The sequence below is a fragment of the Serratia sp. FGI94 genome, assembly GCF_000330865.1.
GTDB lineage: Bacteria > Pseudomonadota > Gammaproteobacteria > Enterobacterales > Enterobacteriaceae > Serratia_B > Serratia_B rubidaea.
The window spans coordinates 3,778,051-3,804,004 of record NC_020064.1 but is presented as its reverse complement, the minus strand read 5'-3'; the positions used below and the strand labels follow the sequence as shown (position 1 = coordinate 3,804,004).

The following is a 25,954-nucleotide window of genomic DNA, read 5'->3' as shown; positions in this document are numbered from 1 at the left end:
ATAGCTATGACATTTATTGAACTGTTTAAAAGATTACCCATTATTTCCGGATTGGCTATTTTGGGTATCGGCGCAGCTTCTCAGGCGTTGGCCGCACCGATGCCGGGAACTTGTGTAAACACTAAAGGGACGAAAGAATTTTATTTTCCTTTTGATGCGAAATATACCGATCCGGAAAACAACAGGCCAGGTGTGATTATTCATGATGCCTCGAAAGGAAATTGGAATTTATATGAAGGATATATTGCGGAGTGCGGTTGTAATGAGATGATTGAAGCGTACTTTACTGCTGAATCGTTGTTGCCTGTGCTTGATAAGGCGGTGGATGGCTGGACGTACTATGTATTAAATAATTATTTGTCTGTGGCTAGTGCGGTAGATATTGCTGGTGATAGGAATGAAAGGCTTAAGGTTCCATTTTCTAATGAATCAAACAATATGCCAGTGAAGTATAAAGTGGCTTGTAATTCACCAAAAAATGAGTATGACAGTGGGGCTACTGGTCAGGTTAATCTGATGTTTCGCCGGCCATTTGTTGGCGTCCAGGTGATTCCACTGACTCCTCTGCTTGAGATTTATATGTCATCGACTTCTGGCGTGAAGAGTCCGCAGCCGGTAGCGCGCGTTTCCATGAGCGGTACGGTAACCGTGCCGCAGAACTGTGAAATCAGTCCGCAGCCGGTGGTCATTAACTTCGGTGAAATCATGTCGGCCAGATTTAAAGATAAGGGGAAGATGCCGAAAGATTTCACTCCGTATCATCAAGAGTTAACGCTGGCATGCCGAAATATTTCAGATGGGGTCAAAGTCAGCCTTTCATTTAATGGGGAAGCTGACGCCACTGAGTTGGATGCGTTAAAAAGCGATAATGAATCGATAGCCGTTAAGATCGAAGATGCAGAAAGGAATGTTGTTGCGCCAAATGGCGGTCAGCTCCCCGTAGTCATGAACTATGCAGAGCAAACCGGAAAAACGGAAATGACGCTTTATCCGGTTAATACCACGAATAAACTGCCAGAAGTTGGGGTGTTTAACTCGACGGCAACGATCCGGGTTGAGATTGAATAAGTCTTCATAGGTGTAGTTAAGCTGTGTGTTGTAAGTGTTTTATAAGGATATTACTAATGAAGGAACTCAAATTGAACGTAATTAAAGGTAGCATCGCGGCATTACTGACCGCTGCGTTGGGGATGAGCCATGCTGCACTGGCGGATACCCAGTTAAATATTACTGGTACCATCAAGGCTTCACCGTGTAATGTGGTTAACGATACCGGCAGCGGCATCTCGGTAAACTTGGGTGATAACATCCAGGCGGCGACGTTGGGGCAGGCGAATACTTTTACCGAGTGGAAACCTTTCCAACTGATTCTGGAGGATTGCCCGACAACCACCACATCCGTCACGGCATCATTTAGCGGCACGCCATCGGAGGAAAGTGCTAATTTGTATAAAAACACCGGCGAGGCAAAAAGCGTGCAAATTGATTTGCAAGATGCTACCGGTGGTACCGGTTTGGGCAACGGCAAGAGTCTGAAGCAGACCATCGTGAACAATGCCACGACTTATAACCTGCAGGCTCGTGCCTACTCTACTGCAGGTAGCGCAACGCCTGGTTCTATCGTGGGTACGGTCATGGTTGCCTTCACCTACGAGTAATAAACCTTACCTCATAATCAAAGCCCCTCCGAATGCCGAGGGGCTTTATTAGAGCGTTATATGGTGAGGTATATTAAGTGGAATTAATCATGCTGTTATCATTTTTTCTGTTTCCGTTTATCAGCATGTTCTCTTTTTATATGCATGCAAGACTGATGGCAAAAAGAACAATTTACTCCGTCAGGATGATTATTAATAGTTAGTGCTATTTCTGTTGCATCTGTAAATGTGTAATAGATCGATCCCACAAGGAACAGGGAGGATTGCTATGACGATGGCTCATTCTTATCAACGGGGGAGCGCCCACTCGCCTGGCATCAATGGAAAAAGCGAACAGGGTGTTATTGTGATGGAAGCCTGTCCGATGACGGCCCTCGGCATGCGTAATATTCTTGCGCAGTCCTGTACACAGCCAGAAAATATCAATCATGTTAATAATCTAGCTGCCATTCCCAATTTGATGCGCAGCCAGCCGACCTCATTGTTGATCATGGAATTGTGTGGCGAGTCTGAATCCGTATTAGACGGGTTGCGCTTGATCTCGCTGTGTCTGGAACACTGGCCCTCAACGGCGATCGTTGTTTGCACCGCGCTTGATGATCCGCGGGTATTGCAGTTGCTCACCGTCTCAGGTGTCAAAGGGTTAGTGCTGAAACAGGAGCCGGCCATTGCGTTGGCGCAGTGTGTTCAGCAGGTATTGGCTGGACGTCGTAGCTATAGCCATAAGGTACGTCAGCTACTGGCTAATCAGTCCATCGGCGGTAAGGCGCTTACTGCGCGCGAGCTGGATGTACTGACATATTTATTCTCTGGTAAAAGCGTCACTGCCGCAGCGTTGATGATGCACCGTGATGTGAGGACCGTCAGTACACATAAGCGCAATGCCATGCTGAAATTGGGGTTTCACAATGATGGTGAGCTCTTTCTGCAAGGGAAATGGATGGCGAAAACCGGTCCGGTATTTGCCTGCTGATTCTTCAATGGCGGAAAATTTTTCTCGAATGGGTTATGCAAGTTATTGAGACAGGAGGTCTATATGCAGCCTTTAACGCCCAATTCTACCACTATCGCCTTAATGGACCGCTGCCCGTTAACATTAGTCGGGTTATCGAGTTTCATTGAAGGTCTTAATGCTCCAAGTCAGATAGTTGTGCAGGAAACCAGCATGTCGGCGGTTTCTGAAGCACTGCTGTATCAACCTACAGACATCCTTATTACCGAACTGAGTGGGTTGAATGAGACAATTGCCGAGGGACGGAAAAAATTATTAGAACTATGTGTGCAACTTCCGTCGCTGAGGGTCATTGTATATACCCGTTGTCAAGCTGGTGACGAGTTAAAGGCGCTGTTGGAGCAGGTTAATGTTAGTGTGATCGCCCGTGATGATACATTGCCTCAGGTTGGTGAATTCTTTACTCGTGTTTTTGATGGAGAACGCGTGCTGAGTCCATTAATAGGCGCTTGCCTGGCGCGCAATGACAGCGAAGAAATTTACAACCTGCACCATTTAACACGTTGTGAAAACGATGTATTGACCTTTTTATTTAATGGCATGAGCCTACGTCAGATCGCGGAACTGCAGAGACGCAGTATTAAAACGATCAGCGCGCACAAGTGTAACGCCATGCGTAAATTACAGGTGAAAAATGACAGCGAACTGTTTTCGCTCAAGAAAAATATCACTCAGCAGTTTGTTGTGAGTGAGTAATGGTATCGGCAGCGTTTGTAATAGTCGTTGATTACTTGGCGTAGTGGTTATTTGCCTTTCACGGATAAGGATATGACGGTAGACAGCCAATCAATATCGCGCATTGCACTATTCGTCTCCTGCCAGTTAACCGCTTACGGGCTTGAGCTGTTGTTGACACGTGGTTTGTCACAGAAGCGAGAGTTTTTGCATTTAGGTTCTCTGTCCGGCGCTTGTCGGCGGTTATTACAGCATGCCGATATGCTGATTATCTCTTTCAGCATGCGGCAGTCAGATTGGCATGCACGTTTACTGATGCTGGAGGCGCTGCGTAACCTCCGGCCGAAAATGCCGATTGTGGTCATCATTGATGGTTATATCCCATTTTTATTACAGCAGCTGAATGCCTTGCATATTAACGGGATTGTCAGCCAACATGATTCATTAAATGAAATTAATGATGTATTGGCGCAAATATGTGTTGAGAGAGCCTCTGAACACCACGGTTTGAAAAGCACCTTGGCAGTCCAGTTGGACGCCAGTGCGTTATCCCAACGACTCAGCATGTCGGAACTACAGGCGCTCTGTTATTTGCTTAACGGTCATTCATTGCAGCAAACGGCCTTGAAGATGCGACGTAATAAAAAGGCGATCGTCGCGCTGAAAAATAAAGCTATGCGCAAACTGGGAATCAGGCATAGCGCTGAACTGGTTGCGATGCGTGACATGTTGGAAAAACAGTATCGTCAACGGTTGCCGCTGTTCAAATTGTGTATTGATAGCCGAACGTAATGGTGAGCCGCTAGAGCGTCAACGAACGGATCGATTGATAAACAGTAAAAACAAGGTTGCCGCCGCTAATGATGGCATAGGCCAAGGAAGCAACTACAGGTCGCTCTCTAGTGAGAAAGGAAAAGGTAATAAATAGTGAAACATTTGCAGATAACCAATGGACGTGCGCGTTTGCTGATCGGCGTCATGATGGCGGGGAGCCTGTTGCTTACCGGGTGTCAGAGTAAAAAACCACGCAGCCTGGTATCTCCACCTGTGATGGTTACGCCTACGCCGGCCCCTGTAGCCTCATCGCCGCCGCCAGAAAAGAAAGAGAACCGCATTAGCCTGTGTCAGAGTGAACTGGCGTCGCTGAAAAAGGTGAATCCTAAAGCCTATGCGTTGCGCAAAGCCTATTTTGACAGTCTGCTGAATAGCGTGTCGGTGTATGGCGCCGTGCGCGGTGATGTTAATGCCCTGACTAAGGATACGCTCGATGCACTGTATAAATACAAAACGAACCAGGCCTGTTCGATGATTGAGCGTGATGTGCTTGATGCGTTGATCCGTAAAGGGGAGAGCGTGAAGTGAATCAGGGGATTAAGTATGGCTTTTTGTTTGCCCTGACGTTGCCGTTTGGCGCCGGGGCAGCGAACAGCTTCAGTGATGAGCAAACGTTACAGTCGCTGGATGCCATCACCCGCAGAGTTGACGATGCGCCAGCGCTCTTACTACTGACGCCTGCTCAATTGGAGGCCATTGATTCGCCACCGGAACAGAAACAGCAAGTCAGAAGTAGTAACCAGTTGGATAAGCGAGCGGCGAAGCAAAACGCCGCTTCTTTACGAGAGTTGAAGTCGCAGCAGGCGAAAATCAATCAGCTTAACGCCGCGTTGGCTAAACAGGGCAGAGAGCTCAAAAAGCTGCGTGAGGCTGCACGGGTGGATGGTGATTCACGTGCTGAAGTGGATCGCCTGAAAAAATCATTGCAGGAAAGCTTACAAAAAACGGAAAACATGCAGCAGCAGTTGTCGGCAATGAATACGGCGAAAAGTGACAAGCTGCAGGATAGCGCCAGGTTACGGCAATCACTGGAGAAGAGTCAGCAACAAAGTTCAGAGTTACAGAAACAGGTTGCTGCGTTGACCATTGCACAGGATGAGCGGCTCAAACAGCATAAATCTATGCAGGCGATGCTGGATGAAAGCCAAAAGCATGCTGAGGAGTTGCAAAAGCGGTTGGTGGCGATAACCGAGCAGCGAAAACGTAAGGATAAAGGTCATGCGGTGTTGCAAAGTGCTTTGGAGGAAAGCAAAAAGCACGGCGCGGAGTTACAAAAACAGCTGATGACTCTGATATCCCAAGGTAAGACAAAAGAAAAAGATGCCGAGGTATTGCAGAAGGCATTGAATGAAAGCATCAAGGGACGCGAAGAGCTGCAAAAACAGCTGACGGCGCTGGTTGCACAAGGCAAGACGAAAGATAAAGATGTCGCCACGCTGCAAGGCGCGCTGGAAGAGAGCAAAAAAAGTGGCGCCGAACTGCAAAAACAGCTGACGGCGCTGGTTGCGCAAGGCAAGACGAAAGATAAAGACGTCGCCACGTTGCAAGGCGCGCTGGAAGAGAGCAAAAAAAGTGGCGCCGAGCTGCAAAAACAGCTGACGGCGCTGGTTGCACAAGGCAAGACGAAAGATAAAGATGTCGCCACGCTGCAAGGCGCGCTGGAAGAGAGCAAAAAAAGTGGCGCCGAACTGCAAAAACAGCTGACGGCGCTGGTTGCGCAAGGCAAGACGAAAGATAAAGACGTCGCCACGCTGCAAGGCGCGCTGGAAGAGAGCAAAAAAAGTGGCGCCGAACTGCAAAAACAGCTGACGGCGCTGGCGGCGCAAGGCAAGACGAAAGATAAAGACGTCGCCACGCTGCAAGGCGCACTGGAAGAGAGCAAGAAAAATGGCGTTGAGCTGCAGAAACAGCTGACGACGCTGGTGTCCCAGGCTAAGGGACAAGAAAAAGAACATGCTGTGCTACAGCAGGAGTTGGCTGTGCTGAAGAAAGAGCGAGTCGCTCGCAAAGATGTCGTGGCTCCGCCGAAAACGGCTAACGAGATCCGCGATTATGCAATCGGCAGTTCGTTGGGCAATGACGTGCTAGCGTTGTTGCAAGAGAAGATCGCTCAGGGGATCAAAATCAATGAGCGAATGGCGTTTTCCGGCGTTCAGGATGCTTTGGTCGGCCAGAACAAGCTGGCACAGGACAAAATCGCTAAAGCGCTCTATGAAACAGAAGTGGCGCTGAATGAGAAGGAGAAGAAGCTAAAAGCGGAAACTGAACGACAAGGTCTGCGCTATGTTGAACAGTTCAGGAAGAATAAGAGCGTCAAGAAATCCTCAAGCGGCTTCTATTACCGGATCGATTACCTTGGCGCCGGGAAGATAGGCAACAGTGATACGGTCGCCGTCGTTGTGAAGGAAAGCCTGACCAACGGCAAAGTGATTAAAGATATGGATATTGCTGGCACCTCTATTTCACAGCCGCTAAGCAGTTATCCAGTTATGTTCCGTGATGCCATTAAGCAATTACAAAATCATGGCACGATGACAATGGTGGTACCGCCTGAACTGGCATATGGCGATAAGGGGCTGGCTCCGGATATTCCTCCGGGATCTACCATGGTTTATAACATCAGGATCCTTGATGTATTGCCAGCAGACAGTGCAGCCGGCAATAAAAAATAGCGTTTATCGCTAGAGTAATAATGTGGGCGCGTTGAGGGTAGGCTTAGATATGTATGACCCGAAAGCGCTCAACATTACTCGCGGTATAAATGACAGTGTTTTGGATATTTCGATGCCCGAGGTAATCTTGAATTAACCGGGTATCGACGCCTTTATCCGCCAGGGCAAAGCCGCAGGAGTGGCGCAGCATATGCGGATGTACCTGAACGCTGATGCCGGCGAGTTGGCCATAGGTTTTCATCAGGCGGTAAAGCTGTTGGCGTGATATCTGTCCGCCATGGCGTGACAAGAACAGCCATGGACTGTCGGCCTCTAGGTAGTGTGGGCGCTGTCTGAGCCATTGTTTGATCGCCAGGCGTTCTCGGATCTGAATCGGGTGTTGAACGGAAAAGCCGTTTTTCAGCCGGGCAACGTGCAGGCGGTTGGTATTAAGATCAATGTCTTCTAACCGCAAGCCGCGCAGTTCACTAACGCGTAAACCGTGGATAAAACACATGAGTAGCATGCAACGATCGCGGGCAGAATTGGGGCCGTGGGGAACTGCATCTATCATTTGCTCGACTTCTATATGAGTGAGGTATTTGCGTTTTTTCATACTCTTCCTTGATGAAAACAAGGAAACCATCATGGTTTCCTTGTGACTGAATTAAAACACTCAGACCATTTGCCAGGCAAATAAATAATAAGTCATGTAAATAGGAATTATCTGCAAAAATCGGTTTGCGGGCTGGGTGGGAGAATGCCATGGAGGTGAATTTAATGTGAGAAAAAATAGCAAATGAGATCATAATTTGATCAGGGTCGATCTGTTTTTAATATGGTGATATTTGGACTGGCGGCTATTAATTTTTGAAAGAATGTATGGTTTTTTATACGTTTGTTAATTGTTGTTTTATTTTTGTGATATTTTTTGTTTGGCGACCTTTCTCTTTTTCCACCCTAAAACTCTAATATTTAACTCGCTATTTATTGGTTTGTCTATTATTCATGAGTGAATACTTATGACATGAGTTCATGCACGATTTTATGACTCTGAAAGCGGCTGGCGAGCGGGCCGCGGAAACAACGGTGGACTTCCCACGCTGCGTCATGGCGATGAGAATTATTATTGCTATCACTCCCATGCCGATTACAATGCCAGCCATTGCATTTTTTTTAGAGGTGACTCATGGAGTTGCTACGGGTGGTGTATCACCAGTATCGTTGGCCCTTTCTGGCGGTGATGGCCCTGACGCTGGCCAGTGCCGCATTGGGGATCGGCATTATTGCCTTTATCAATCAACACTTAATGGCGGCTGCGGCCGAGAGTCCATTGGCGATATTGCCGCAGTTTCTTGCTCTGTTGGGTGTTCTGATGGCGGTCACCTTGGGGTCACAGTTAGCGTTGACCACGCTGGGTCACCATTTTGTCTATCGTTTGCGCGGTCGCTTGGTGAAAAGTATTCTGGATACCGATATCGAGCGTATTGAACATCTGGGTAGCGCCTCTTTACTCGCTAGCTTATCCAGCGATATTCGCAACGTCACCATGGCTTTCGTGCGTTTGCCGGAGTTGGTGCAGGGCGTTGTGTTGACGATTGGCTGTGCGGCCTACCTGGGGTGGCTTTCGCCGCCGATGCTGGCGGTGACGGCCGTTTGGGTCGCGGTCACCATTTTGGTCAGCTGGCTGTTGGTTTCTCGTGTATACAAACATTTAACCCAGGTGCGTGAAGCGGAAGAACAGCTGTACCAGGATTATCAGTCGGCGATCGACGGTCGGAAGGAGTTAGCGTTGAATCGCGACCGTGCGCAGCGCCTGTATCAGCAGACTTATCGGGCTAACTCCGATGAATATCGGCACCACATTATTCGCGCGGATACGTTTCATCTCAGCGCGGTGAACTGGTCGAATATTATGATGCTCGGCGCTATCGGACTGGTGTTCTTTATGGCCAACGGCCTGGGATGGTCAGATACGGCAGTTGCCGCGACCTATTCGTTGACGTTGCTGTTTTTACGTACGCCATTGCTGCAGGCGGTGGGGGCTTTCCCGATGCTGCTTGGCGCCGAAGTGGCGTTTAAAAAAGTAAAATCGCTCAAGCTGGCAGAGTATCAGCCCGACTTCCCGCAGACGGTCGCCATGCCTTGGCAAACGCTGGAGCTGCGTGATGTGTCATTCCACTATGCGGCGGGTGAACAGGCGCAGGGGTTTGCCGTTGGTCCGTTGAATCTGACGCTTACCCGCGGAGAGCTGGTGTTTTTGATCGGCGGCAACGGTAGCGGCAAGTCGACGTTGGCGAAGCTGTTGACCGGGCTTTATCAGCCGGTCAGCGGGCAGATCCTCATTGACGGCGTGGCGCTGCAGCCGGCGGATCGCGATAATTATCGGCGTCTGTTCTCCGCCATTTTTACCGACTTTTATCAGTTCGATCGGTTACAGGGCGTGGACGGCGGGGAGCCGGATGCGGAACTGGTGGCAAGCTGGCTGGAAAAGCTCAATATGCAGGACAAACTGGAGTTTGACGGCGTACGCGTCACCAATCCTCAGCTTTCGCAGGGGCAGCGTAAGCGCTTGGCGCTACTGCTGGCGGTGGCGGAGCAGCGGGATATTTTGCTGCTTGATGAGTGGGCGGCCGATCAGGATCCGCAGTTCCGGCGAATCTTTTATCGGGAACTGCTGCCGGCATTACGCGCGTTGGGTAAAACGGTGTTTGCCATCAGCCATGACGATCACTATTTTGAACATGCCGATCGGCTGTTAGAGATGCGTAACGGCAAGCTCAGCGAACTGACTGGCAGCGAGCGTGAACGCGCCAGTCGGGATTCCGTGGCGCAAATCGACTGATTGCCTCTTCCCGGCGCCCAGTGTGCGCCGGGTTAGGCGCACATTTCTCTTCCCCGCATTGCTTTCCCGCCATAGTAGAATTCGTGATTAATAAATATCAATAGGGAATAACGGCTTTATCTATAGTTTTAAGCAATCGATGATTTGTTCGTAATTAGTGTAATCTATAGCCGATAAACTATTAAACAGGTATGGGTAGGCGCGTTGAACGCGTTTGCCATGTGCCTACGCAGTGGTAATTTATATTGGGCTACGGCCGTGTAGTGAATGACTGGATTTTTTCTGTTTAGGGAAGAGCAATGGATAAGAAAAAAATTGAGACGGAGAAGCCGTGCGTGCGCCGCAATAAAACGAAAATTCCGCCGTCGTGGCAGTTAAATGAGGCGCAGCGTGAGTTTATTGAAGATCTCTGGCAGGACGATGCGCCGGAATCGGAGCCCCCTCGTCCGGCACAAAAGGATGCCCTTTAGCGAATTGTAACGCCGGCCGACTGCCTGGCAGCCGTCCGGTTTAATTTGGTTTCTGTTACAACCCCTTGTTCGCCCGCCTTTCTGACCGGGTATAACCCTCAGCCTGCTTTAGGCAATGAGTCTGGTGCGATCCTGGCCGGGCTTTCCGACTGATGACTAAGTCGCCAACAGGTTTGGTGATACTTTGCCACGCTGTTGCGGTGCGCGACGCTGATCAGTGTGACATCCGGCAGGGCTGCAACCAGGCGCTCATACATCAGCTGTTCGGTTTCGTCGTCCAGCGCGCTGGTGGCCTCATCAAGGAATAAGATATCCGGTCGGGTGAGTATGGCGCGTGCGAAGGCCAGGCGTTGCTGTTCACCGGGGGAAAGGCGCTGGCTCCAGTTGTTGGCCGTATCCAGCCAGCGTTGCAAATGTTGCAGACGGCAGCTTTCCAGCGCGGCCAGCAGTTGTTCGTCGTGATACGTGTCTGCTGGGAGCGGATAGCTTAGCGCTTCCCGCAGCGTGCCGATGGGCATATAGCTGCGCTGCGGCAGGAACAGGGCACGCAATGAGGCATCGCGACGGATACTGCCCGCGCCGTAAGGCCAGATACCGGCGATGGCGCGCAGCAGCGTAGATTTACCACCGCCGGAAGGGCCGGCGATCAGTACGCGTTCACCGCGCTGCAGCGTTAACGAGACATCCTGTACCAGCGGTTGTCCGTCCGGCAGCTGCAGGCTGAGGCGGTTGAGCGCCAGCGGATGGGCGTCGTCGTCCTCCAGAACAATGCCGCGGGGTTGGTGATGCGCCTGTTCTACGGCGGCGTTAAAGCCGGCCAGACGGTTAACGCAGGCTTTCCAGGTGGCCAAGTCGTTAAAGGCGTCGATAAACCATGACAGCGCCCCTTGTACCTGCCCAAAGGCCGAGGCGATTTGCATCAGTCCCCCCATTTGAATAGCGCCGGAAAAATAGCGCGGCGCGGCAACCAGTAACGGGAAGATAATGGCGAACTGGCCGTAAAAGTTGCTGGCGATGTTCAGGCGACGGGTGACGCGCATAATGGACCACCAGTTATTGCGGATGGTGGCGAAACGTTCGCCCAACTGTTGTGCTTCCTGCTTTTCCCCCTGATACAGCGCAATGGCGTCGTGGTTTTCCCTGATGCGGATCAGGCCGAAACGAAAGTTTGCTTCATAACGTTCCTGGTCAAAGCCCAATCGCACCAGCGGTTTGCCGACCCAGCCGATAATCAGCGATCCCAGCAACGCATACAGCAGGGCAAACCACACCATATAGCCCGGCAGCGTAAAGGCGTGTCCGTACAGTGAGAAACTTAACGGCCCGCTGACGTGCCACAAAATACTGACGAAGGAGAAGAGCGTCACCAGGCTGGACAACAACCCTAACGACAGCGAGAGCGTATTGCGCGTCAGGACATTAAGATCTTCGGCAATACGCTGGTCCGGGTTATCGACCAGCTGTTGCTGTTCGCTGTGGTAATAGGCCTGATGCGCCAGCCACTTACTCATAAACTTTTCCGTCATCCAACTACGCCAGCGCATCTGCAATCCTTGCGTCAGATACACTTTAAACACCGCCAACACGATAAAGATCAGCGCCAGATAGGTAAAACGCCACAGCTGCTGTTTGAATACCGGATAGTTTTTATTCTGCAGCGCATCATAGAACACCTGATTCCACTGATTGATCAGTACGCTGATGTAAACCAGCCCCAGCGACAGCGCGACAATGGCGATAAGCATCAGCCAGGCGCGCCCCTTTTCCTCGGAAACCCAAAACGGTTTAATCAGTTGCCAGACGGCATGTTTTTGTGTGCTGTTCATAAGTTCTCGCCGTGAAAAACATGAGCAACAGCATCGCCAAGCCGGGGACAACAAGCAAATCGCCAGTTGTAAGCAGGTTTAACACCCTCTAATCATAAGGAATATCAGGCTGAACCGTGAAGGGTGAAGCCGGCGGTCCAGCCGGTTATACTGGCGGAAATTTGAAACGGACCCTGGGAAGGAAGAGGTATGAGGGCATTGTTGCCGCCGCTACTGGCCTGTGGCGCTTTGGCAAGCTGGCCGGCGCTGGCGCAGATTGATGAACCGGATATTCACGCCGATTGCCAGAAGGTAGCCGGCTATGCCGAACTGGGCCGCAGCGCTTATCAGAGCGGCGACTATATGAAGGCGGCAGGAATTTTTCGCGATCAGGCGGCCTGGAGCGAATTTTGCGGCTTCAGCGAGCGCGCGACGGCGACGGCGTATAACAACGTGGCGCTGGCGCTGATGCGCGCCGGACAATTGCTGAAGGCGCGCGCCTATCTGCTGTTGGCGCCGGACGACGATAAATCACGGCACAATATGGCGTTGCTGGAACAGCGGCTGGCGCAACAGCCGCCGGCGACCGGCCCAGCCGGCGTTTATTGGCGGTATGCCGGCCGCGGCGTCTGGAGCGAAGTGACGGTGGTTGTGCACGGCGAACAGTGGCAAATCGACTATGCCGGTTACTACATGCCGGGTATGGGGCTGTATTACGGCCCCAATATGGGCGAGTTTGCCGATGTGTTGCCGATCGAGGACGGGAAAGCGCTGTACCATCAGGATGACGAGGATGATGAATCGGCCTGTGACGTGAGCATTGCCTTTAGCGACGATGCCGTGGAACTGGATTCTCAGGGCGACTGCGGTTTTGGCCACAACGTTCAGGCGGCAGGGCGTTTTATCCGGGTCGAGTAAAACGCCGCGCCGCCTTACGCTAAGGCGGCGGCGCTGCTCAGCATAGCTTTCCAGCCCGCAACGTTGTCCAGATAGTTGCCTGCCGCGATGGTATGCAGATCGCCGTTGCTGTCCTGCAGGGCGAAGGTCGGGAACCCCTGGCCGTGTACTTTGGCGAGAAAGGCCCGGCTTTCGGCGATATGCTGAGCGGTGGGGGCGCCGCGGTTAAAGCGCATCTCGGCAATAAACGGCGCCGAAGGCAGCCCCAGTTCGCGCGCCAGCGCCTCCAGCACCGGTAAATCCGCGATGCGCCGTCCTTCCTGGTAGTGCGCCCGTTGAATCAGGTGCAGCATATCCAGCCCCCGGCCAGCCAGGTGTTGCGCCGCGAGGATGGCGGTTGTCGGCGGTTCGGAATCCATGATCGCCGTGTTGTCGCACAGCAAGCCGTTAAAGTAGGCTTCACCGAAACTCTGTCCGGTGAGTTCGGCGATGCGTTTATCCTGTGGAATGACGTAGCTGCGCCACTCCGGGGTGATTTGACGGCGGTTGCCGCCGGTCAGCATGCCGCCGCCGTGCAGGGCGATCGCCAGGCCGGGAATGGTCTGCGCCGCTTTGACCAGCGGGGTAGCGCCGTAGCACCAGCCGCACAGCGGATCATAGACGTAATGCAGCGTGACGTTGCTCATGGGAACCTCTTCTGTTATCGGTGCTGCGTCGGGCAAACGACGCAGCATACCGGCTGTGTGTTTCAGCGGCGCATTATTGCGGCCATTTCATCTCGCCTTTCAGCACCTTGGCGCTCAGCTCCAGGCTGGAAACGTCTTTCAGCGTCGGGTAGTGTTTCTCCATCGCCGCCACCAGCTGTTTGGCGTCCTTAGCCTGCGGCAGTTCGGCTTCCAGCACTTTCAGGTAGTTCTGGGTAAAGGTGACGGATTCCAGCGTTTGCGCCGCGCCGGGCAGGTAATGTCCCGGGACGACCCGCTGCGGCTGCAGCGTTTGAATGCTGGCCAGCGTTTGCTGCCAGTGCGCGCGCGATTCAACGCTCTGGTTATCGGCAATCCACGGGTGGATATTGTTGCCGGCGACGGCCACGCCGCCCACGACGGCTTTCAGCGCCGGGATCCACACATAGGTGCGCGCCGGCGTCGGGCCGTTCAGGCCTTTCACCTCAACCTGTTGACCGTCGATGGTGAAGCTGTCGCCCGTAAGCGGCTGCGGCACGATCACCTGGGTCGGCGCATTCTCTTTCAGAATAGGGCCCCAATAGGCGACTTTGCCGTCTTTGGTGGCATTGATTTCTTTAATGGTGCCCGGCGTAGCAATAATTTTTGCGTCGGGGAACGCGGCCTTAATCACGTCCAGACCGAAATAGAAGTCCGGATCGGAGTGGCTGATATAGACGGTGGTCAGTTTTTTTCCGGTCGCCTTGATTTTCTCCACCAGCTGCTGCGCATCGTTGCGCTGGAACTGGGCATCGATCAGCGCCACTTCATGCTGGCCGCTGATGATTTCAGAAGAAACCGGGAACACGCTATTTTCACCGGGGTTGTAAACTTCCATTGTCAACGCGTCTGCGGCGTTGGCATAGGTGCTGACGGCGGCGATGCTGGTCAGCGTCAGAGCGATAAGTGATTTCTTAAACATTGTCGGGGTTTCCTGTCGGTTTTAACGTTGCACAGATGTTAGGTTGCATGAATCGAAGAAAAAACCGGATAATGTGCAATTATTGGTTGCATTAATCGGACGAATCATGGATCGCATTACCGCCGCTGAGGTTTTTGTCGCCATTGTCGAACGTGGCAGCATGATTGCTGCCGCAGAGGCGCTGGATATGTCGCGCGCCATGGTGACGCGCTATCTGGCGCAGATGGAGCAGTGGGCGGGGGCGCGTCTGTTGCACCGCACCACGCGCAAACTCAGCCTGACCGATGCGGGTGAACGCACGCTGGAACGCTGTCGCCAGATGCTGGCGGTCGCCGGGGAGATCGATCTGGTTGAGGCGGAAGCCAACGTGGAGTTGCGCGGTCTGCTGCGTATCACCTGTTCGCAATCGTTGGGGCAAACCACGCTGGCGGCGGCGGTGACGCACTATCTGCGGCGTTATCCCCAGGTGGCGGTCGATTTGCAGATGAACAACCGGGCGGTCAATCTGGTGGAGGAGCGTATCGATTTGGCGCTGCGTATCACCAATGAGCTGGATCCGAACCTGATCGCCCGGCCGCTATCGCGCTGCGCCTCGGTGGTTTGCGCGACGCCCGCCTATCTGGCGGCGCATGGAACGCCGCGCCAGCCGCAGGATCTGGCGTTGCACAATTGCCTGACCTACTCCTATTTCGGCAAAAGCCTGTGGCATTTTGAACATCGGGGCGTGCAGTCGGCGGTGGCGGTCAGCGGCAACCTGAGCGCCAACGAATCGGTGGTACTGCTGGCCGGCACCCTGCAGGGAGCCGGTATTTCATTACAGCCTTACTACTCCGCGGCGCCGCTGCTGGCCAGCGGCGAGCTGGTGGAACTGATGCCGGAGTATCAGCCGCAGTCGATGGGGATTTATGGTATTTACACTTCGCGTCGCCAGCTGCCGGCAACCTTGCGCACCATGCTGGATTTCCTGGTGGAGTGGTTTGCCAGCGATGAGAAGTGGCTGGCGACCCTGCGCGACTAGTATGCCGTCCGTGTAACATATCGTCACAGTTTTCATCGCCAGGTCATTCAAGCGCTTAGCGCACGAACGTCGGCTTTTTATGCGCGCCGGACGACCCGCGCTGGTTTTTCGCCAGCGCGGCATGGTATTTCTATAGCGTGCAAATGGCTATTTATTCTTAATAATTATAAGGTTATATCCTTTATTTAGCCCGGTTTCACACCTCTATCACCCTTATTGACGGGCGGCCCTTCAGGTCGACCGCGTTTGTTATTGTTTGTCTCTGGTCCACGGCGTCAGACGCCGGGACGGTTTAAGATTGGGAGCGTAATACATGCCTGTTTCTCTGCTGGCGCTGGCACTGAGTGCCTTTGCTATCGGCACCACCGAGTTTGTCATTATGGGGCTGTTGCCCGACGTGGCGGGCGATCTGCAGGTTTCCATTCCCGCAGCGGGGTGGTTAATCAGCGGCTATGCCCTCGGCGTGGCGATCGGCGCGCCGATTATGGCGCTGCTGACCGCAAGCCTGCCGCGTAAAAAGACGCTGCTGCTGCTGATGGCGATTTTTATTGTCGGCAACGTGATGTGCGCATTGGGCTATAGCTACGGCTTCCTGATGCTGGCGCGCATTATCACCGCCCTGTGTCACGGCGCCTTCTTCGGCATCGGCGCGGTGGTGGCCGCCAATCTGGTGGCTCCTAACCGCCGGGCTTCAGCGGTGGCCCTGATGTTTACCGGCCTGACGCTGGCCAACGTGCTGGGCGTGCCGCTTGGCACCGCGTTAGGGCAGGCGCTGGGCTGGCGTTCCACCTTCTGGGCGGTGGCGTTGATCGGCGTCGCCTCCCTGCTGGCGCTGTACAGCAAGTTACCGACGGTGAAGGATGAAGCGCCGACCGAGCTGAAAAAAGAGCTGGCGGCGTTACGCGGCGCCGGCGTCTGGCTGTCGCTGTTGATGACGGTGGCCTTTGCGGCCTCAATGTTTACGCTGTTCACCTATATCGCGCCGCTGTTGACCGAGGTCACCGGCGTATCGCCGCAGGGCGTCAGCTGGACCCTGCTGCTGATGGGCGTCGGCCTGACGCTGGGTAATATTTTGGGCGGCCGTCTGGCGGACTGGCGGCTGGGGGTGACGCTGGCGGGGATCTTCCTGGCGATTGCGCTGTTTGCCGCACTGTTCAGCTGGACCAGTGGGGCGCTGATCCCGGCGGAGATTACGTTGTTCCTGTGGGCTGCCGCCTCGTTTGCCGCGGTGCCGGCGCTGCAGATCAACGTGGTGACCTACGGCAAGAAAGCGCCGAACCTGATCTCCACCCTGAATATCGCCGCCTTTAACCTGGGCAACGCGCTGGGCGCCTGGCTGGGCGGCCTGGTGATTGCCCGGGGACTGGGGTTGACGGCGGTGCCATTGGCGGCGGCGGCCATGGCGCTGACGGGGCTGCTGCTGTGCCTGATTACCTTTGGCCGGGCGCGTCGCCGGGCTGCCGTGCAATAACCGCCGCCAGACGGGCGGGGAAAGACGCCGCCTGCTGGTGTAAATGTTCGGCGAAGGCGGTGACCAGCGCCGAGGAGGGGCGGTGCAGCGGCCGGATCAGGCTGACGGTGAACGGCACCTCGATGCTGAACGGACGCAGCTCCACGCCGCCGGCGGCGGCATAGTCCAGCGCGGTCAGCGGGTTGACGATGGAAAGGCCGACTCCGGCCTGCACCATGGCGCAGACCGAGGCCGCGCTGTGGGTCTCCATCACCATGCGGCGGTTGACCTGCCGCTCGCTGAACAGCGCGTCCAGCAGCTGCCGGTAGCTGTCGGTATTCGACAGGCTGATAAAATTCTCGCCGCTGAAGTCCTGCGGTGTGAGTTGCTCCCTGGCCAGCAGCGGATGCCCGCTCGGCAGTACGCAGACCTCATTCAGCGTCATCAGCGGAATACGCTCCGTACCGGCCGGCGTCAGCGTATTTTCGGTCAGGCCCAGATCGTGGCGCTGCGCCGACAGCCACTCTTCCAGCAGCGGCGACTCCTGCGGCACCACGCTGAAGCTGACGTCCGGATAGCGTGCGAGAAACGGTTGGCACACCGCCGGCAGCAGCGACTGTGAAAATACCGGCAGGCAGGCAATGGAAAGCTGCGCCTGATGAAACTGGCGAATGCCGTCCGCCGCGGTTTTAATGCGTTCCAGGCCGTAATAGGAGCGCTGCACCTCTTCAAACAGCCGTAATCCCTCAACGGTCGCCACCAGACGCCCCCGAACCCGATCGAACAGCCGCAGCTGCACCCGCTTTTCAAAGCGCGCCAGCTCGCGGCTGACGGTGGGCTGCGAGGTGTGCAGCAGCGCCGCCGCTTCGGTGAGATTGCCGGTGGTCATCACCACATGGAAGATTTCAATCTGGCGCAGGCTAATGGCGGACATGGCTTCTCCGATGCGGGCTGAGGCGTAAAGCCATATCATAAATGAATAGACTGCCGCCAAATAGATATTTTTCTCCCGGAGCGGTCTGCGGCACAATGGCGCCAACAGAATCAATAATGACTTGGGAACCACCGCCATGCCACGCGCTTTACATGACACCACCACCGCGTTGAACGCCGCCAACTTACTCACGCTGCCGGCCCGCTTCGGTTGCCCGGTTTGGGCCTACGACGCGCAGATCATCCGTGAACGTATCGCCCAGCTGCGTCATTTTGACGTGATTCGCTTCGCGCAGAAGGCCTGCTCGAATATCCATATTCTGCGCCTGATGCGCGAGCAGGGCGTTCGGGTGGACTCGGTATCGCTGGGGGAAATTGAACGTGCGCTGCACGCCGGTTATCAGCCGGGCGGGGAAGAGATTGTCTTTACCGCCGATGTGCTGGATCAGGCGACGCTGGCGCGCGTCTGCGAACTGAACGTGCCGGTAAACGCCGGCTCAATCGACATGCTGGAGCAACTGGGGCAGCACGGCGACGGGCATCCGGTGTGGCTGCGCATCAACCCGGGCTTTGGTCATGGCCATAGTCAGAAAACCAATACCGGCGGTGAAAACAGCAAGCACGGCATTTGGTATGCCGATTTACCGCGGGCGGTGGAGGTGATTCAGCGGCACGGTCTGCAGCTGCTGGGCGTGCATATGCATATCGGCTCCGGCGTGGACTATCAGCATCTGGAGCGGGTGTGCGACGCCATGGTGCAGCAGGTGATGGCACTGGGGATGGATATCCAGGCGATTTCCGCCGGCGGCGGCCTGTCGATTCCGTATCAGGCCGGCGAAGAGGCGATCGATACCGAACACTATTTCGGCCTGTGGAACGGCGCGCGCGAGCGCATTGCCGCCCATCTGGGACATCCGGTGAAACTGGAGATCGAGCCGGGGCGCTTCCTGATGGCCGAGGCGGGCGTATTGGTGGCCGAAGTGCGGGCGGTCAAAGATATGGGCAGCCGTCACTTTGTGCTGGTGGACGCCGGGTTTAACGACCTGATGCGGCCGGCGATGTACGGCAGCTACCACCATATTTCACTGCTGCCTGCCGACGGGCGCGCTACCGACGGCCAGCCGCTGTGCGATACGGTGATTGCCGGGCCGCTGTGCGAATCCGGCGATGTATTTACCCAGCAGGCGGGCGGCGGGGTGGAAACCCGGTCGCTGCCGCCGGTGCGGGTGGGAGACTATCTGGTGTTCCACGATACCGGCGCTTACGGCTCTTCCATGTCCTCCAACTACAACAGCCGGCCGCTGCTGCCGGAGGTGCTGTTTGATCAGGGCGAGGCGCGGCTGATTCGCCGCCGGCAGACCATTGAGGAACTGATCGCGCTGGAACAGGTGTAACCCCGGCGCGGGCGCCCGCTACGCGGCATAGGGGCCGGGCGCCACCGACTCGCGCAGCTTCAGTTCGCCGGTAAACGGCGTCAGAGGCCGCACCTCCTCGCCGTTCAGCAGCCGCAACGCCTGGGCGATGGCGGCTTCAATCATCATATCGATCGGCAGATAGACGGTAGAGAGCGCCGGCTGTAGGTAGGCGGCGCTCGGCTCGTCGTCGAATCCAAAAATAGACACGTCCTGCGGCAGACGCTTGCCGGCCTGGCACAACGCCTTCATTGCGCCGATCGCCATATCATCGTTGCTGGCAAACAGTGCGCTGAAGGCGGCATTGGCCGCCAGCAGCGTCTTGCAGCCGTGGTACCCGCTGGGCACGCTGCTGTCGCCGTGCGCCACCCGCGCCGGGTCAAAGGCAATCTGATGATGCGCCAGCGCCTGCCGGTAGCCCGCCAGCCGCGCCTGGGCGGTCGGCGTGTCAATCGGCCCGGTAATGCAGGCGATGTCCCGGTGGCCCTGAGCAATCAGATAGTTAACCGCATCGAACGCCGCCTGCTGCTGCTCGAAGAATACGCAGCGCTCGCGCGCCTGGGGCAAATCGCGGTTGATCACCATCAGCGGCACCGGCAGGCGTTCAAACAGCGCCATCAGCGCCGCCTCGTCGGTAAAGCGGGTGTAGAGAATAATGGCGTCGCAGCGGCGGTCGGCCAGCAGTTGCACCGCCTGCAGCTCATCCTCCGGCGTATCGTGACCGTCGGTCACCACCAGATGCTTGCCGCTGGCTTCAATCTGCTTGGCAGCCTGACGCAACAGCCGGCCGAAATAGGGCCCGTCGAAATTGGATACCACCAGGCCGATGCTGTTGGAGCTTTTGTTAGCCAGCGACTGGGCGAGGAAGTTCGGCCGGTAGCCCAATTCATCCATCGCTTTGAACACCGCTTCCCGGGTGCTCTTTTTCACCTGTCCGGTGCCATTTAACACGCGCGATACCGTGGCTTTTGACACGCCCGCGCGAATGGATACGTCCAACATGGTGATCATGACCGGCTAACCTCTGTCTGCAAACGTCCGCTGTGGAAATGCTGGCAGTCTAGCATAGCCGCCGGCCAAGGGCAGCGCGCAGCTTCACGCCTGATGCGCGAACACTTCCTGGCGCAGCAGCACGATCTCCTGCGCCAGATCGTGACACAGCATGGCGGTCATCAGATGATCCTGCGCGTGCACCAGGATCAGATTCACCGGGATCTTGCCGGCGCCTTCATCCAGGCCGATCAGCTGCGTCTGTACGGCATGCGCCGCGCGGGAGGCGGCCTGCGATGCCGCCAGCGCCTCCTCCGCCTGCGGCCACTGTCGCTGGCGGGCCGCCTGAATCGCCGTCATGGCGTGAGATCGCGCTTCACCCGCGTTGATCAATAGCTCCATCACCGTCTGTTCCAGATCTATGCTCATTATATGCTCACCGGTATGCCAAAATTGGTTTTTTCATCATATTGGAATTCCAATATTGACTTGTGAGAGTGCGATCACAGAAAAATAATCCAGTTAACCTATTTTTTGGTATGCCAAATCGCGATAGACGCGGTACGCGAATCGGTCATCTGAGCAAGCACAACACAATAGGGGCGTGTCATGTCATTTCGGGACCGGCTTATAGACTCTCTGGGAGCCTTTGCCAATAAATTCAACAGTTACAGATACATAATGGCTATCAAGGCATCGTTTATTACGCTGATGCCGGTAATTATCGTCGGCGCTTTTTCGGTGCTGATCTCGAATATGGTGATGGATCCCAAGAATGGCCTGGCGAGTTTCGCCATGTTCTCATTCCTGGCGGATCTGAAGCCGATCATGAGCAGCATCAACTACGCCACGCTGAGCTTTCTCAATATCGGCGCGGTGTTTTTGATTGGCATTGAGCTGGGCAAAATCAACGGCTCGCGCTCGTTGTTTCCGGGGCTGCTGGCGGTCATCTGCTTTATCGCCGTTACGCCGACCACCGTCGAGCTGATGGTGAACGACCAGATGCAGCTGGTGAAAGACGTGCTGGCCAAGCAGTTCTCCGATACCCGCAGTCTGTTCCTCGGCATGTTTATCGCCATTTTATCCGTGGAGATCTATTCCCGGCTGGAAAGGCTCGATCGCCTGAAGATCAAAATGCCGGAAAGCGTACCGCCTAACGTCTCCGCCTCTTTCTCGGCGCTGATCCCGGCGATTATCACCGTGGTGGCGGTCGCCTCGCTGGGCTTTATCTTCCACCGCATTACCGGCATTTATCTGTATGACGCCGTTTATCAGGTGGTACAGCGTCCGCTGGAGACGGTGGTGCAGAGCCTGCCGGGGATCCTGATCCTGATGTTTGTCGCCCAGCTGTTCTGGGTGATCGGCATTCACGGCAATCAGATGGTGAAGCCGATCCGCGAGCCGCTACTGCTGGGCGCCATCATGGTCAATATGACCGCCTTCGAACAGGGGAAAGAGATCCCGAATATCATCACCATGCCGTTCTGGGACGTCTATATGAGCATCGGCGGTTCCGGCATTACGCTGGGGCTGCTGTTTGCGGTGATGATCGCCACCCGGCGCAAAGAGATGCGTGAAATCAGCAAGCTGTCGCTGGGGCCGAGCTTCTTCAACATCAACGAGCCGGTGATCTTCGGCATGCCGATCATGCTCAATCCGATCCTGGCGATCCCCTTCATTATCACGCCGCTGATCACCGGCACTATCGGCTACTTCGCCACCAGTATCGGCTTTGCCGGCAAGGCGGTGGTGATGGTGCCGTGGACCACGCCGCCGATTGTCAACGCCTGGCTGTCCACCGCCGGCTCGATGGGGGCGGTGGTCACCCAGCTGATCTGCATCGTGGTCGCCACGATTATCTATCTGCCGTTTGTCAAAGTGGCCGCCCGCCGCGCGGAACAGGCCGAGCAACCCGTTATTCAGAACGCATGAGGTGAGCAATGAGTCAGATTTCCATGGAGATACCCCAGGACTTTATTCTCGGCGCGGCGGCTTCCGCCTGGCAGACCGAGGGCTGGAGCGGTAAAAAACAGGGGCAGGACTCTTACCTCGATCTGTGGTACCGGCACGATCGCCACGTCTGGCATAACGGCTATGGCCCGGCGGTGGCGACGGACTTTATCAACCGCTACCGTGAAGACGTGGCGCTGATGAAGCGCAGCGGCGTCGGTCACTATCGCACCTCCATCAACTGGTCGCGGTTTCTGACCGACTACGAACAGGGCGTGGTGGATGAAGAGTATGCCGGCTATATCGACGCGCTGCTTGATGAGATGAAGCAGCAGGGCATCGAGCCGATGTTGTGCCTGGAGCACTATGAGCTGCCGGGCTACCTGTTGGAAAAATATGACGGCTGGAGCGCCAAACGGGTGGTGGAGCTGTTCGTGCTGTACGCCCGGCGGGTGTTCGAACGCTTTGGCGGCAAGGTGACGCGCTGGTTTACCTTTAACGAGCCGGTGGTGGTGCAGACGCGGGTTTACCTCGATGCCATCCGCTGGCCGTATGAACAGAACACCGGCAAGTGGATGCAGTGGAACCACCATAAAAACCTGGCGACCGCCAAGGTGGTGCAATGTTTCCGCCAGATGGGCTGCGCCGGCAGCATCGGCGTGATCCTCAACCCCGAGGTTACCTACGCCCGCTCCGGCGCGCCGCACGACCGGCGCGCCGCAGAGCGGTACGATCTGTTCTATAACCGGGTGTTCCTCGATCCGGCGATTCACGGCGCCTATCCGGCCGAACTGCTGAGCCTGCTGCGGCAGCACGAGGTCAGCGTAGACTGGACGGCGGAGGAGATGGCGATAATCCGCGACAACACCGTGGATGAGGTAGGCATCAATCTTTACTATCCGCACCGGGTAAAGGCCCCGAGCCGTGCATGGTGCAGCGCCACGCCGTTTCATCCGGCGATGTACTACGAGCACTTTGAACTGCCGGGACGGCGGATGAACCGTTCGCGCGGCTGGGAAATTTACCCGCGCATCGTGTACGACATGGCGCTGCGCCTGCGCGATGAGTACGGCAACATTCCATGGTTTATCTCGGAAAACGGCATGGGCATTGAGCACGAAGAACAATTCAAAAATGCCGAAGGAGAGATTCAGGACGATTACCGCATCGAATTTATCCGCGAGCATATTTACTGGGCGCTGAAGGCGCGTGAGGAAGGGGCAAACTGTCAGGGCTATATGCTGTGGGCCTTTACGGACAACGTTTCGCCGATGAACGCCTTTAAAAACCGCTACGGCCTGATAGAGATAGAATTGCACAACCAGCGCAACCGGCGGCAGAAAAAGTCGGCGCACTGGTTCCGCGCGCTGAGTGAGAGCCGTCGCCTGAGTTTCACCCTCGATGATGAAAACCGATAAGGAGTGCCCCATGAAACGTATCGTACTGGCCTGCTCGGCAGGCATGTCCACCTCGCTGGTGGTCACCAAGATGGAAAAAGAGGCGCAGGCGCGCGGGCTGGAACTGAAAATTTATGCTATCCCTGAGCAGAACCTGCGTGATGAGCTGCAAAGTTACGCCGGCGATATTATGGCGGTGCTGCTGGGGCCGCAGGTGCGCTTCAAACTGGCGGAAAATAAAAAGCTCACCGATGCCTATCAGATCCCGCTGGCGGTGATCGACTCTGTGGCGTATGGCACGTTAAACGGCGCAAAAGTACTCGATCAGGCGCTGGGTTTGGTAGACTAATCTGATTGTGAACCTACACAGGCCAGATACCCCGCCGCCGGCGGGGTACGGCATGGACAGACGTTTTTCAGGGTGAAACGGTGGATAAAGTCGTGATTCCGCAGGAAAAAAAGCAGTATCAGGAAATTGGCCGGGACCTGCGGCAGAAAATTCAGCAGGGCCATTTCGCCATCGGTACGCGCCTGCCCCCGGAGCGCAATATTGCCGAAACCTACGGCGTCAGCCGTACTATCGTGCGTGAAGCGCTGTTAATGCTGGAGCTGGAAGGGACGGTGGATATACGCCAAAGCTCCGGCGTGTATGTCATACGCATTCCCAACGAAAGCGTGGAGGAGGACGATCCTATCCTGCACGGCGAGGTCGGGCCGTTTGAAATGCTGCAGGCGCGCCAGCTGCTGGAAAGCAATATCGCCGCCTTTGCCGCCAAAATGGCCACCAAAACGGATATTGAAAACCTGCGCCGCACGCTGGAGCAGGAGCAGCGCGCCATCGTCGCCAATGATGAAAGCGGCGACAACGACAAGATGTTCCACCTGTTGATTGCCGGCGCCACGCAGAATCAGATGCTGTTGGATACGGTAAAAAGCCTCTGGCAGCGGCGGGAGGCCAGCCCGCTGTGGCAGCAGCTGCACAGCCGCATCGCCACCAAAGGCTACCGGCTGAAGTGGCTGGCGGATCACCAGAATATTTTGGCCGCGCTGCGTCGCCGCGACGTGATGGGCTCCTACCAGGCGATGTGGCAGCATATGGAAAACATCAAAGGCACGCTGATGGAGCTTTCCGACGTCGATGCGCCGGAATTTGACGGCTACCTGTTTGAATCGGTGCCGATCTTCCAGGGCAAGCTGGTGTAATTCGGCGCTCAGCGCTGGCCTGGGCCGGCGACGGAGTGACGTCGCACCAGCGTCGGGCTGAACATATTGGTGACTTCCGGCAGCGGCTGGCCGTTGGCCAACGCCAGCGCCAGCTCCGCCGCCTGCGTCGCCATGGCGACTACCGGGTAGTGGATGGTGGTCAGTCTGGGGCGCAGATAGCGGGAAATCAGCACGTCATCAAAGCCGATCAATGACATCTGGCCCGGCACGTCGATGCTGTTATCGCTCAGCACCGACAGCGCGCCGGCGGCGACCGGGTCGTTATAACAGGTGACGGCGGTAAATTTTTTGCCGCGGCCGAGCAGTTCGGTCATCGCCTGCTCGCCGCCGATCTCATCCGGCTCGCCATAGGCAATCAGCTTCTCATCCACCGCAATGCCGTGTTCCCGCAGCGCGTCCAGATAGCCCTGCAGGCGGTCGGCAGCGTCGGAAATCTGGTGGGTGGAGCAGATAATGGCGATGCGCTGGTGGCCCTGCTGAATCAGATGCCGGGTGGCCAGCCAGGCGCCGTGGCGGTCGTCCAGCGCGACGCAGCGCGGCTCAAACCCCGGCAGCGTACGGTTAATCAGCACCATGCCGGGGATCTGCCGCATCCAGCCGCCCAGTTCGTCATCGGTCAGCTTTTTGGCATGCACCACCAGCGCAGCGCAGCGGTGGCGCACCAGTTGTTCAATCGCCTGGCGCTCTTTTTCCGCCTCATGGTAACCGTTGCCAATCAGTAGAAAATTATGCGTGGCATACGCCACCTGTTCGACGGCCTTCACCATGGCGCCGAAGAACGGATCCGACACGTCGGACACCACCAGACCCAGGGTCTCGGTCGACTGCTGGGCCAGTGCGCGGGCGTTGGCGTTCGGGTGATACTGCAGCTGTTCCATGGCGGCCCGTACCGCGTTGCGTGAGGTTTCGCTGGCTTTGGGAGAGTGGTTTATTACGCGAGACACCGTGGCTACGGAAACACCCGCCAGCCTGGCAACATCCTTTATCGTAGCCATATTTGCTTCAACTTATTCCTAGGGTAATCGCTTACATTCCCCAGTCTTGCGGAAAACCGGGCGGGCTGCAAGTTGTTGCCGGCGTATCTGTGGC

Annotated in this window: 25 protein-coding genes; 17 read left to right on the top strand and 8 right to left on the bottom strand. The window is 55.7% G+C overall.

The window, feature by feature from the left end; genetic code table 11:
• Nucleotides 1-6: 6 nt before the first annotated feature.
• The 7 genes from D781_RS17345 (at nt 7) to D781_RS17315 (ending at nt 6,851) form a co-directional block, all read left to right on the top strand.
• On the top strand, nt 7-1,068 hold the full coding sequence (locus tag D781_RS17345; protein ID WP_015673630.1) for a fimbrial protein: 1,062 nt from the start codon (nt 7-9) through the stop codon (nt 1,066-1,068).
• 56 nt (nt 1,069-1,124) lie between these two features.
• A complete protein-coding gene (locus tag D781_RS17340) occupies nt 1,125-1,658 on the top strand; it encodes a fimbrial protein (RefSeq protein WP_015673629.1) in 534 nt (177 codons plus the stop codon).
• Nucleotides 1,659-1,926: 268 nt separating this feature from the next.
• Entirely contained in the window at nt 1,927-2,631 is a 705-nt protein-coding gene (locus tag D781_RS17335; protein ID WP_015673627.1) for a response regulator transcription factor, read from the top strand.
• 63 nt (nt 2,632-2,694) lie between these two features.
• On the top strand, nt 2,695-3,366 hold the full coding sequence (locus tag D781_RS17330) for a response regulator transcription factor (RefSeq protein ID WP_015673626.1): 672 nt from the start codon (nt 2,695-2,697) through the stop codon (nt 3,364-3,366).
• A 72-nt stretch (nt 3,367-3,438) separates the two neighbouring features.
• The gene (locus D781_RS17325) at nt 3,439-4,137 is read left to right on the top strand and encodes a chemotaxis protein CheY (RefSeq protein WP_015673625.1); all 699 of its coding nucleotides are present in this window, start codon (nt 3,439-3,441) and stop codon (nt 4,135-4,137) included.
• A 135-nt stretch (nt 4,138-4,272) separates the two neighbouring features.
• Nucleotides 4,273-4,707: a hypothetical protein gene (locus D781_RS17320; protein ID WP_015673624.1), complete on the top strand. Its 435-nt coding sequence runs from the start codon at nt 4,273-4,275 to the stop codon at nt 4,705-4,707.
• Complete coding sequence (locus tag D781_RS17315; protein WP_015673623.1) at nt 4,704-6,851, top strand: FKBP-type peptidyl-prolyl cis-trans isomerase N-terminal domain-containing protein; 2,148 nt, start codon at nt 4,704-4,706, stop codon at nt 6,849-6,851. Before D781_RS17320 ends, D781_RS17315 begins: the two co-directional genes overlap by 4 nt.
• Before the next feature lie 43 nt (nt 6,852-6,894).
• Here D781_RS17315 and D781_RS17310 read toward each other — a convergent pair whose 3' ends face one another.
• The gene (locus tag D781_RS17310; protein WP_015673622.1) at nt 6,895-7,446 is read right to left on the bottom strand and encodes a tyrosine-type DNA invertase; all 552 of its coding nucleotides are present in this window, start codon (nt 7,444-7,446) and stop codon (nt 6,895-6,897) included.
• Nucleotides 7,447-8,019: 573 nt separating this feature from the next.
• Between D781_RS17310 and D781_RS17305 the strand changes: the two genes are divergently transcribed.
• Together D781_RS17305 and D781_RS24040 are read left to right on the top strand one after the other, a co-directional pair.
• Nucleotides 8,020-9,675, top strand: a complete 1,656-nt coding sequence (locus D781_RS17305) for a multidrug ABC transporter permease/ATP-binding protein (RefSeq protein ID WP_015673621.1) — start codon at nt 8,020-8,022, stop codon at nt 9,673-9,675.
• A gap of 299 nt (nt 9,676-9,974) precedes the next feature.
• Nucleotides 9,975-10,145: a hypothetical protein gene (locus tag D781_RS24040; protein WP_015673620.1), complete on the top strand. Its 171-nt coding sequence runs from the start codon at nt 9,975-9,977 to the stop codon at nt 10,143-10,145.
• Nucleotides 10,146-10,243: 98 nt separating this feature from the next.
• On the opposite strand, the gene D781_RS17300 is transcribed toward D781_RS24040, so the two are convergent.
• On the bottom strand, nt 10,244-11,971 hold the full coding sequence (locus tag D781_RS17300) for an ABC transporter ATP-binding protein/permease (RefSeq protein WP_015673619.1): 1,728 nt from the start codon (nt 11,969-11,971) through the stop codon (nt 10,244-10,246).
• 189 nt (nt 11,972-12,160) lie between these two features.
• Here D781_RS17300 and D781_RS17295 point away from each other — a divergent pair, with 189 nt between their 5' ends.
• Entirely contained in the window at nt 12,161-12,868 is a 708-nt protein-coding gene (locus D781_RS17295) for a hypothetical protein (RefSeq protein ID WP_015673618.1), read from the top strand.
• 14 nt (nt 12,869-12,882) lie between these two features.
• On the opposite strand, the gene D781_RS17290 is transcribed toward D781_RS17295, so the two are convergent.
• Both D781_RS17290 and D781_RS17285 read right to left on the bottom strand, forming a co-directional pair.
• Nucleotides 12,883-13,533: a DsbA family protein gene (locus D781_RS17290; protein WP_015673617.1), complete on the bottom strand. Its 651-nt coding sequence runs from the start codon at nt 13,531-13,533 to the stop codon at nt 12,883-12,885.
• A gap of 73 nt (nt 13,534-13,606) precedes the next feature.
• Nucleotides 13,607-14,491, bottom strand: coding sequence for an MBL fold metallo-hydrolase (locus D781_RS17285; protein WP_015673616.1), 885 nt, complete (start codon nt 14,489-14,491; stop codon nt 13,607-13,609).
• Between the two features lie 106 nt (nt 14,492-14,597).
• Here D781_RS17285 and D781_RS17280 point away from each other — a divergent pair, with 106 nt between their 5' ends.
• Both D781_RS17280 and D781_RS17275 read left to right on the top strand, forming a co-directional pair.
• Nucleotides 14,598-15,509 carry a LysR family transcriptional regulator gene (locus D781_RS17280; RefSeq protein ID WP_015673615.1) on the top strand — a complete coding sequence of 304 codons (912 nt, stop codon included), beginning with the start codon at nt 14,598-14,600 and terminating at the stop codon, nt 15,507-15,509.
• 313 nt (nt 15,510-15,822) lie between these two features.
• Nucleotides 15,823-16,980 carry an MFS transporter gene (locus D781_RS17275; protein ID WP_015673614.1) on the top strand — a complete coding sequence of 386 codons (1,158 nt, stop codon included), beginning with the start codon at nt 15,823-15,825 and terminating at the stop codon, nt 16,978-16,980.
• On the opposite strand, the gene D781_RS17270 is transcribed toward D781_RS17275, so the two are convergent.
• Nucleotides 16,940-17,893 carry a LysR family transcriptional regulator gene (locus tag D781_RS17270; protein WP_015673613.1) on the bottom strand — a complete coding sequence of 318 codons (954 nt, stop codon included), beginning with the start codon at nt 17,891-17,893 and terminating at the stop codon, nt 16,940-16,942. The genes D781_RS17275 and D781_RS17270 overlap by 41 nt on opposite strands.
• Nucleotides 17,894-18,029: 136 nt before the next feature.
• Here D781_RS17270 and lysA point away from each other — a divergent pair, with 136 nt between their 5' ends.
• Nucleotides 18,030-19,286 carry a diaminopimelate decarboxylase gene (gene lysA, locus D781_RS17265; protein ID WP_015673612.1) on the top strand — a complete coding sequence of 419 codons (1,257 nt, stop codon included), beginning with the start codon at nt 18,030-18,032 and terminating at the stop codon, nt 19,284-19,286.
• 18 nt (nt 19,287-19,304) lie between these two features.
• On the opposite strand, the gene D781_RS17260 is transcribed toward lysA, so the two are convergent.
• Nucleotides 19,305-20,315 carry a LacI family DNA-binding transcriptional regulator gene (locus tag D781_RS17260; RefSeq protein WP_015673611.1) on the bottom strand — a complete coding sequence of 337 codons (1,011 nt, stop codon included), beginning with the start codon at nt 20,313-20,315 and terminating at the stop codon, nt 19,305-19,307.
• 84 nt (nt 20,316-20,399) lie between these two features.
• Nucleotides 20,400-20,723 carry a PTS lactose/cellobiose transporter subunit IIA gene (locus D781_RS17255; protein ID WP_015673610.1) on the bottom strand — a complete coding sequence of 108 codons (324 nt, stop codon included), beginning with the start codon at nt 20,721-20,723 and terminating at the stop codon, nt 20,400-20,402.
• 180 nt (nt 20,724-20,903) lie between these two features.
• On the opposite strand from D781_RS17255, the gene D781_RS17250 reads away from it, so the two are divergent.
• The 4 genes from D781_RS17250 to D781_RS17235 all read left to right on the top strand — a co-directional run bounded on the left by D781_RS17250 (nt 20,904) and on the right by D781_RS17235 (nt 24,844).
• Nucleotides 20,904-22,226: a PTS transporter subunit EIIC gene (locus tag D781_RS17250; protein WP_015673609.1), complete on the top strand. Its 1,323-nt coding sequence runs from the start codon at nt 20,904-20,906 to the stop codon at nt 22,224-22,226.
• Nucleotides 22,227-22,234: 8 nt separating this feature from the next.
• The gene (locus tag D781_RS17245) at nt 22,235-23,662 is read left to right on the top strand and encodes a glycoside hydrolase family 1 protein (RefSeq protein ID WP_015673608.1); all 1,428 of its coding nucleotides are present in this window, start codon (nt 22,235-22,237) and stop codon (nt 23,660-23,662) included.
• Nucleotides 23,663-23,672: 10 nt separating this feature from the next.
• Nucleotides 23,673-23,990, top strand: coding sequence for a PTS sugar transporter subunit IIB (locus D781_RS17240; RefSeq protein WP_015673607.1), 318 nt, complete (start codon nt 23,673-23,675; stop codon nt 23,988-23,990).
• An 80-nt stretch (nt 23,991-24,070) separates the two neighbouring features.
• Nucleotides 24,071-24,844, top strand: a complete 774-nt coding sequence (locus tag D781_RS17235; RefSeq protein ID WP_015673606.1) for an FCD domain-containing protein — start codon at nt 24,071-24,073, stop codon at nt 24,842-24,844.
• Between the two features lie 8 nt (nt 24,845-24,852).
• Here D781_RS17235 and galR read toward each other — a convergent pair whose 3' ends face one another.
• Nucleotides 24,853-25,860, bottom strand: a complete 1,008-nt coding sequence (gene galR, locus D781_RS17230) for an HTH-type transcriptional regulator GalR (protein ID WP_015673605.1) — start codon at nt 25,858-25,860, stop codon at nt 24,853-24,855.
• Nucleotides 25,861-25,954 lie beyond the last annotated feature (94 nt).

Bases quoted from the DNA above. Each gene is read 5' to 3' on its own strand.
- D781_RS17255 (WP_015673610.1), bottom strand. From the start codon at position 20,723: ATGAGCATAGATCTGGAACAGACGGTGATGGAGCTATTGATCAACGCG.
- D781_RS17310 (WP_015673622.1), bottom strand. From the start codon at position 7,446: ATGAAAAAACGCAAATACCTCACTCATATAGAAGTCGAGCAAATGATA.
- D781_RS17295 (WP_015673618.1), top strand. From the start codon at position 12,161: ATGAGGGCATTGTTGCCGCCGCTACTGGCCTGTGGCGCTTTGGCAAGC.
- D781_RS17285 (WP_015673616.1), bottom strand. From the start codon at position 14,491: ATGTTTAAGAAATCACTTATCGCTCTGACGCTGACCAGCATCGCCGCC.
- D781_RS17270 (WP_015673613.1), bottom strand. From the start codon at position 17,893: ATGTCCGCCATTAGCCTGCGCCAGATTGAAATCTTCCATGTGGTGATG.
- D781_RS24040 (WP_015673620.1), top strand. From the start codon at position 9,975: ATGGATAAGAAAAAAATTGAGACGGAGAAGCCGTGCGTGCGCCGCAAT.
- galR (WP_015673605.1), bottom strand. From the start codon at position 25,860: ATGGCTACGATAAAGGATGTTGCCAGGCTGGCGGGTGTTTCCGTAGCC.
- D781_RS17325 (WP_015673625.1), top strand. From the start codon at position 3,439: ATGACGGTAGACAGCCAATCAATATCGCGCATTGCACTATTCGTCTCC.
- D781_RS17275 (WP_015673614.1), top strand. From the start codon at position 15,823: ATGCCTGTTTCTCTGCTGGCGCTGGCACTGAGTGCCTTTGCTATCGGC.
- D781_RS17250 (WP_015673609.1), top strand. From the start codon at position 20,904: ATGTCATTTCGGGACCGGCTTATAGACTCTCTGGGAGCCTTTGCCAAT.
- D781_RS17290 (WP_015673617.1), bottom strand. From the start codon at position 13,533: ATGAGCAACGTCACGCTGCATTACGTCTATGATCCGCTGTGCGGCTGG.
- D781_RS17340 (WP_015673629.1), top strand. From the start codon at position 1,125: ATGAAGGAACTCAAATTGAACGTAATTAAAGGTAGCATCGCGGCATTA.
- D781_RS17300 (WP_015673619.1), bottom strand. From the start codon at position 11,971: ATGAACAGCACACAAAAACATGCCGTCTGGCAACTGATTAAACCGTTT.
- D781_RS17305 (WP_015673621.1), top strand. From the start codon at position 8,020: ATGGAGTTGCTACGGGTGGTGTATCACCAGTATCGTTGGCCCTTTCTG.
- D781_RS17260 (WP_015673611.1), bottom strand. From the start codon at position 20,315: ATGATCACCATGTTGGACGTATCCATTCGCGCGGGCGTGTCAAAAGCC.
- D781_RS17245 (WP_015673608.1), top strand. From the start codon at position 22,235: ATGAGTCAGATTTCCATGGAGATACCCCAGGACTTTATTCTCGGCGCG.
- D781_RS17240 (WP_015673607.1), top strand. From the start codon at position 23,673: ATGAAACGTATCGTACTGGCCTGCTCGGCAGGCATGTCCACCTCGCTG.
- lysA (WP_015673612.1), top strand. From the start codon at position 18,030: ATGCCACGCGCTTTACATGACACCACCACCGCGTTGAACGCCGCCAAC.
- D781_RS17345 (WP_015673630.1), top strand. From the start codon at position 7: ATGACATTTATTGAACTGTTTAAAAGATTACCCATTATTTCCGGATTG.
- D781_RS17280 (WP_015673615.1), top strand. From the start codon at position 14,598: ATGGATCGCATTACCGCCGCTGAGGTTTTTGTCGCCATTGTCGAACGT.
- D781_RS17335 (WP_015673627.1), top strand. From the start codon at position 1,927: ATGACGATGGCTCATTCTTATCAACGGGGGAGCGCCCACTCGCCTGGC.
- D781_RS17330 (WP_015673626.1), top strand. From the start codon at position 2,695: ATGCAGCCTTTAACGCCCAATTCTACCACTATCGCCTTAATGGACCGC.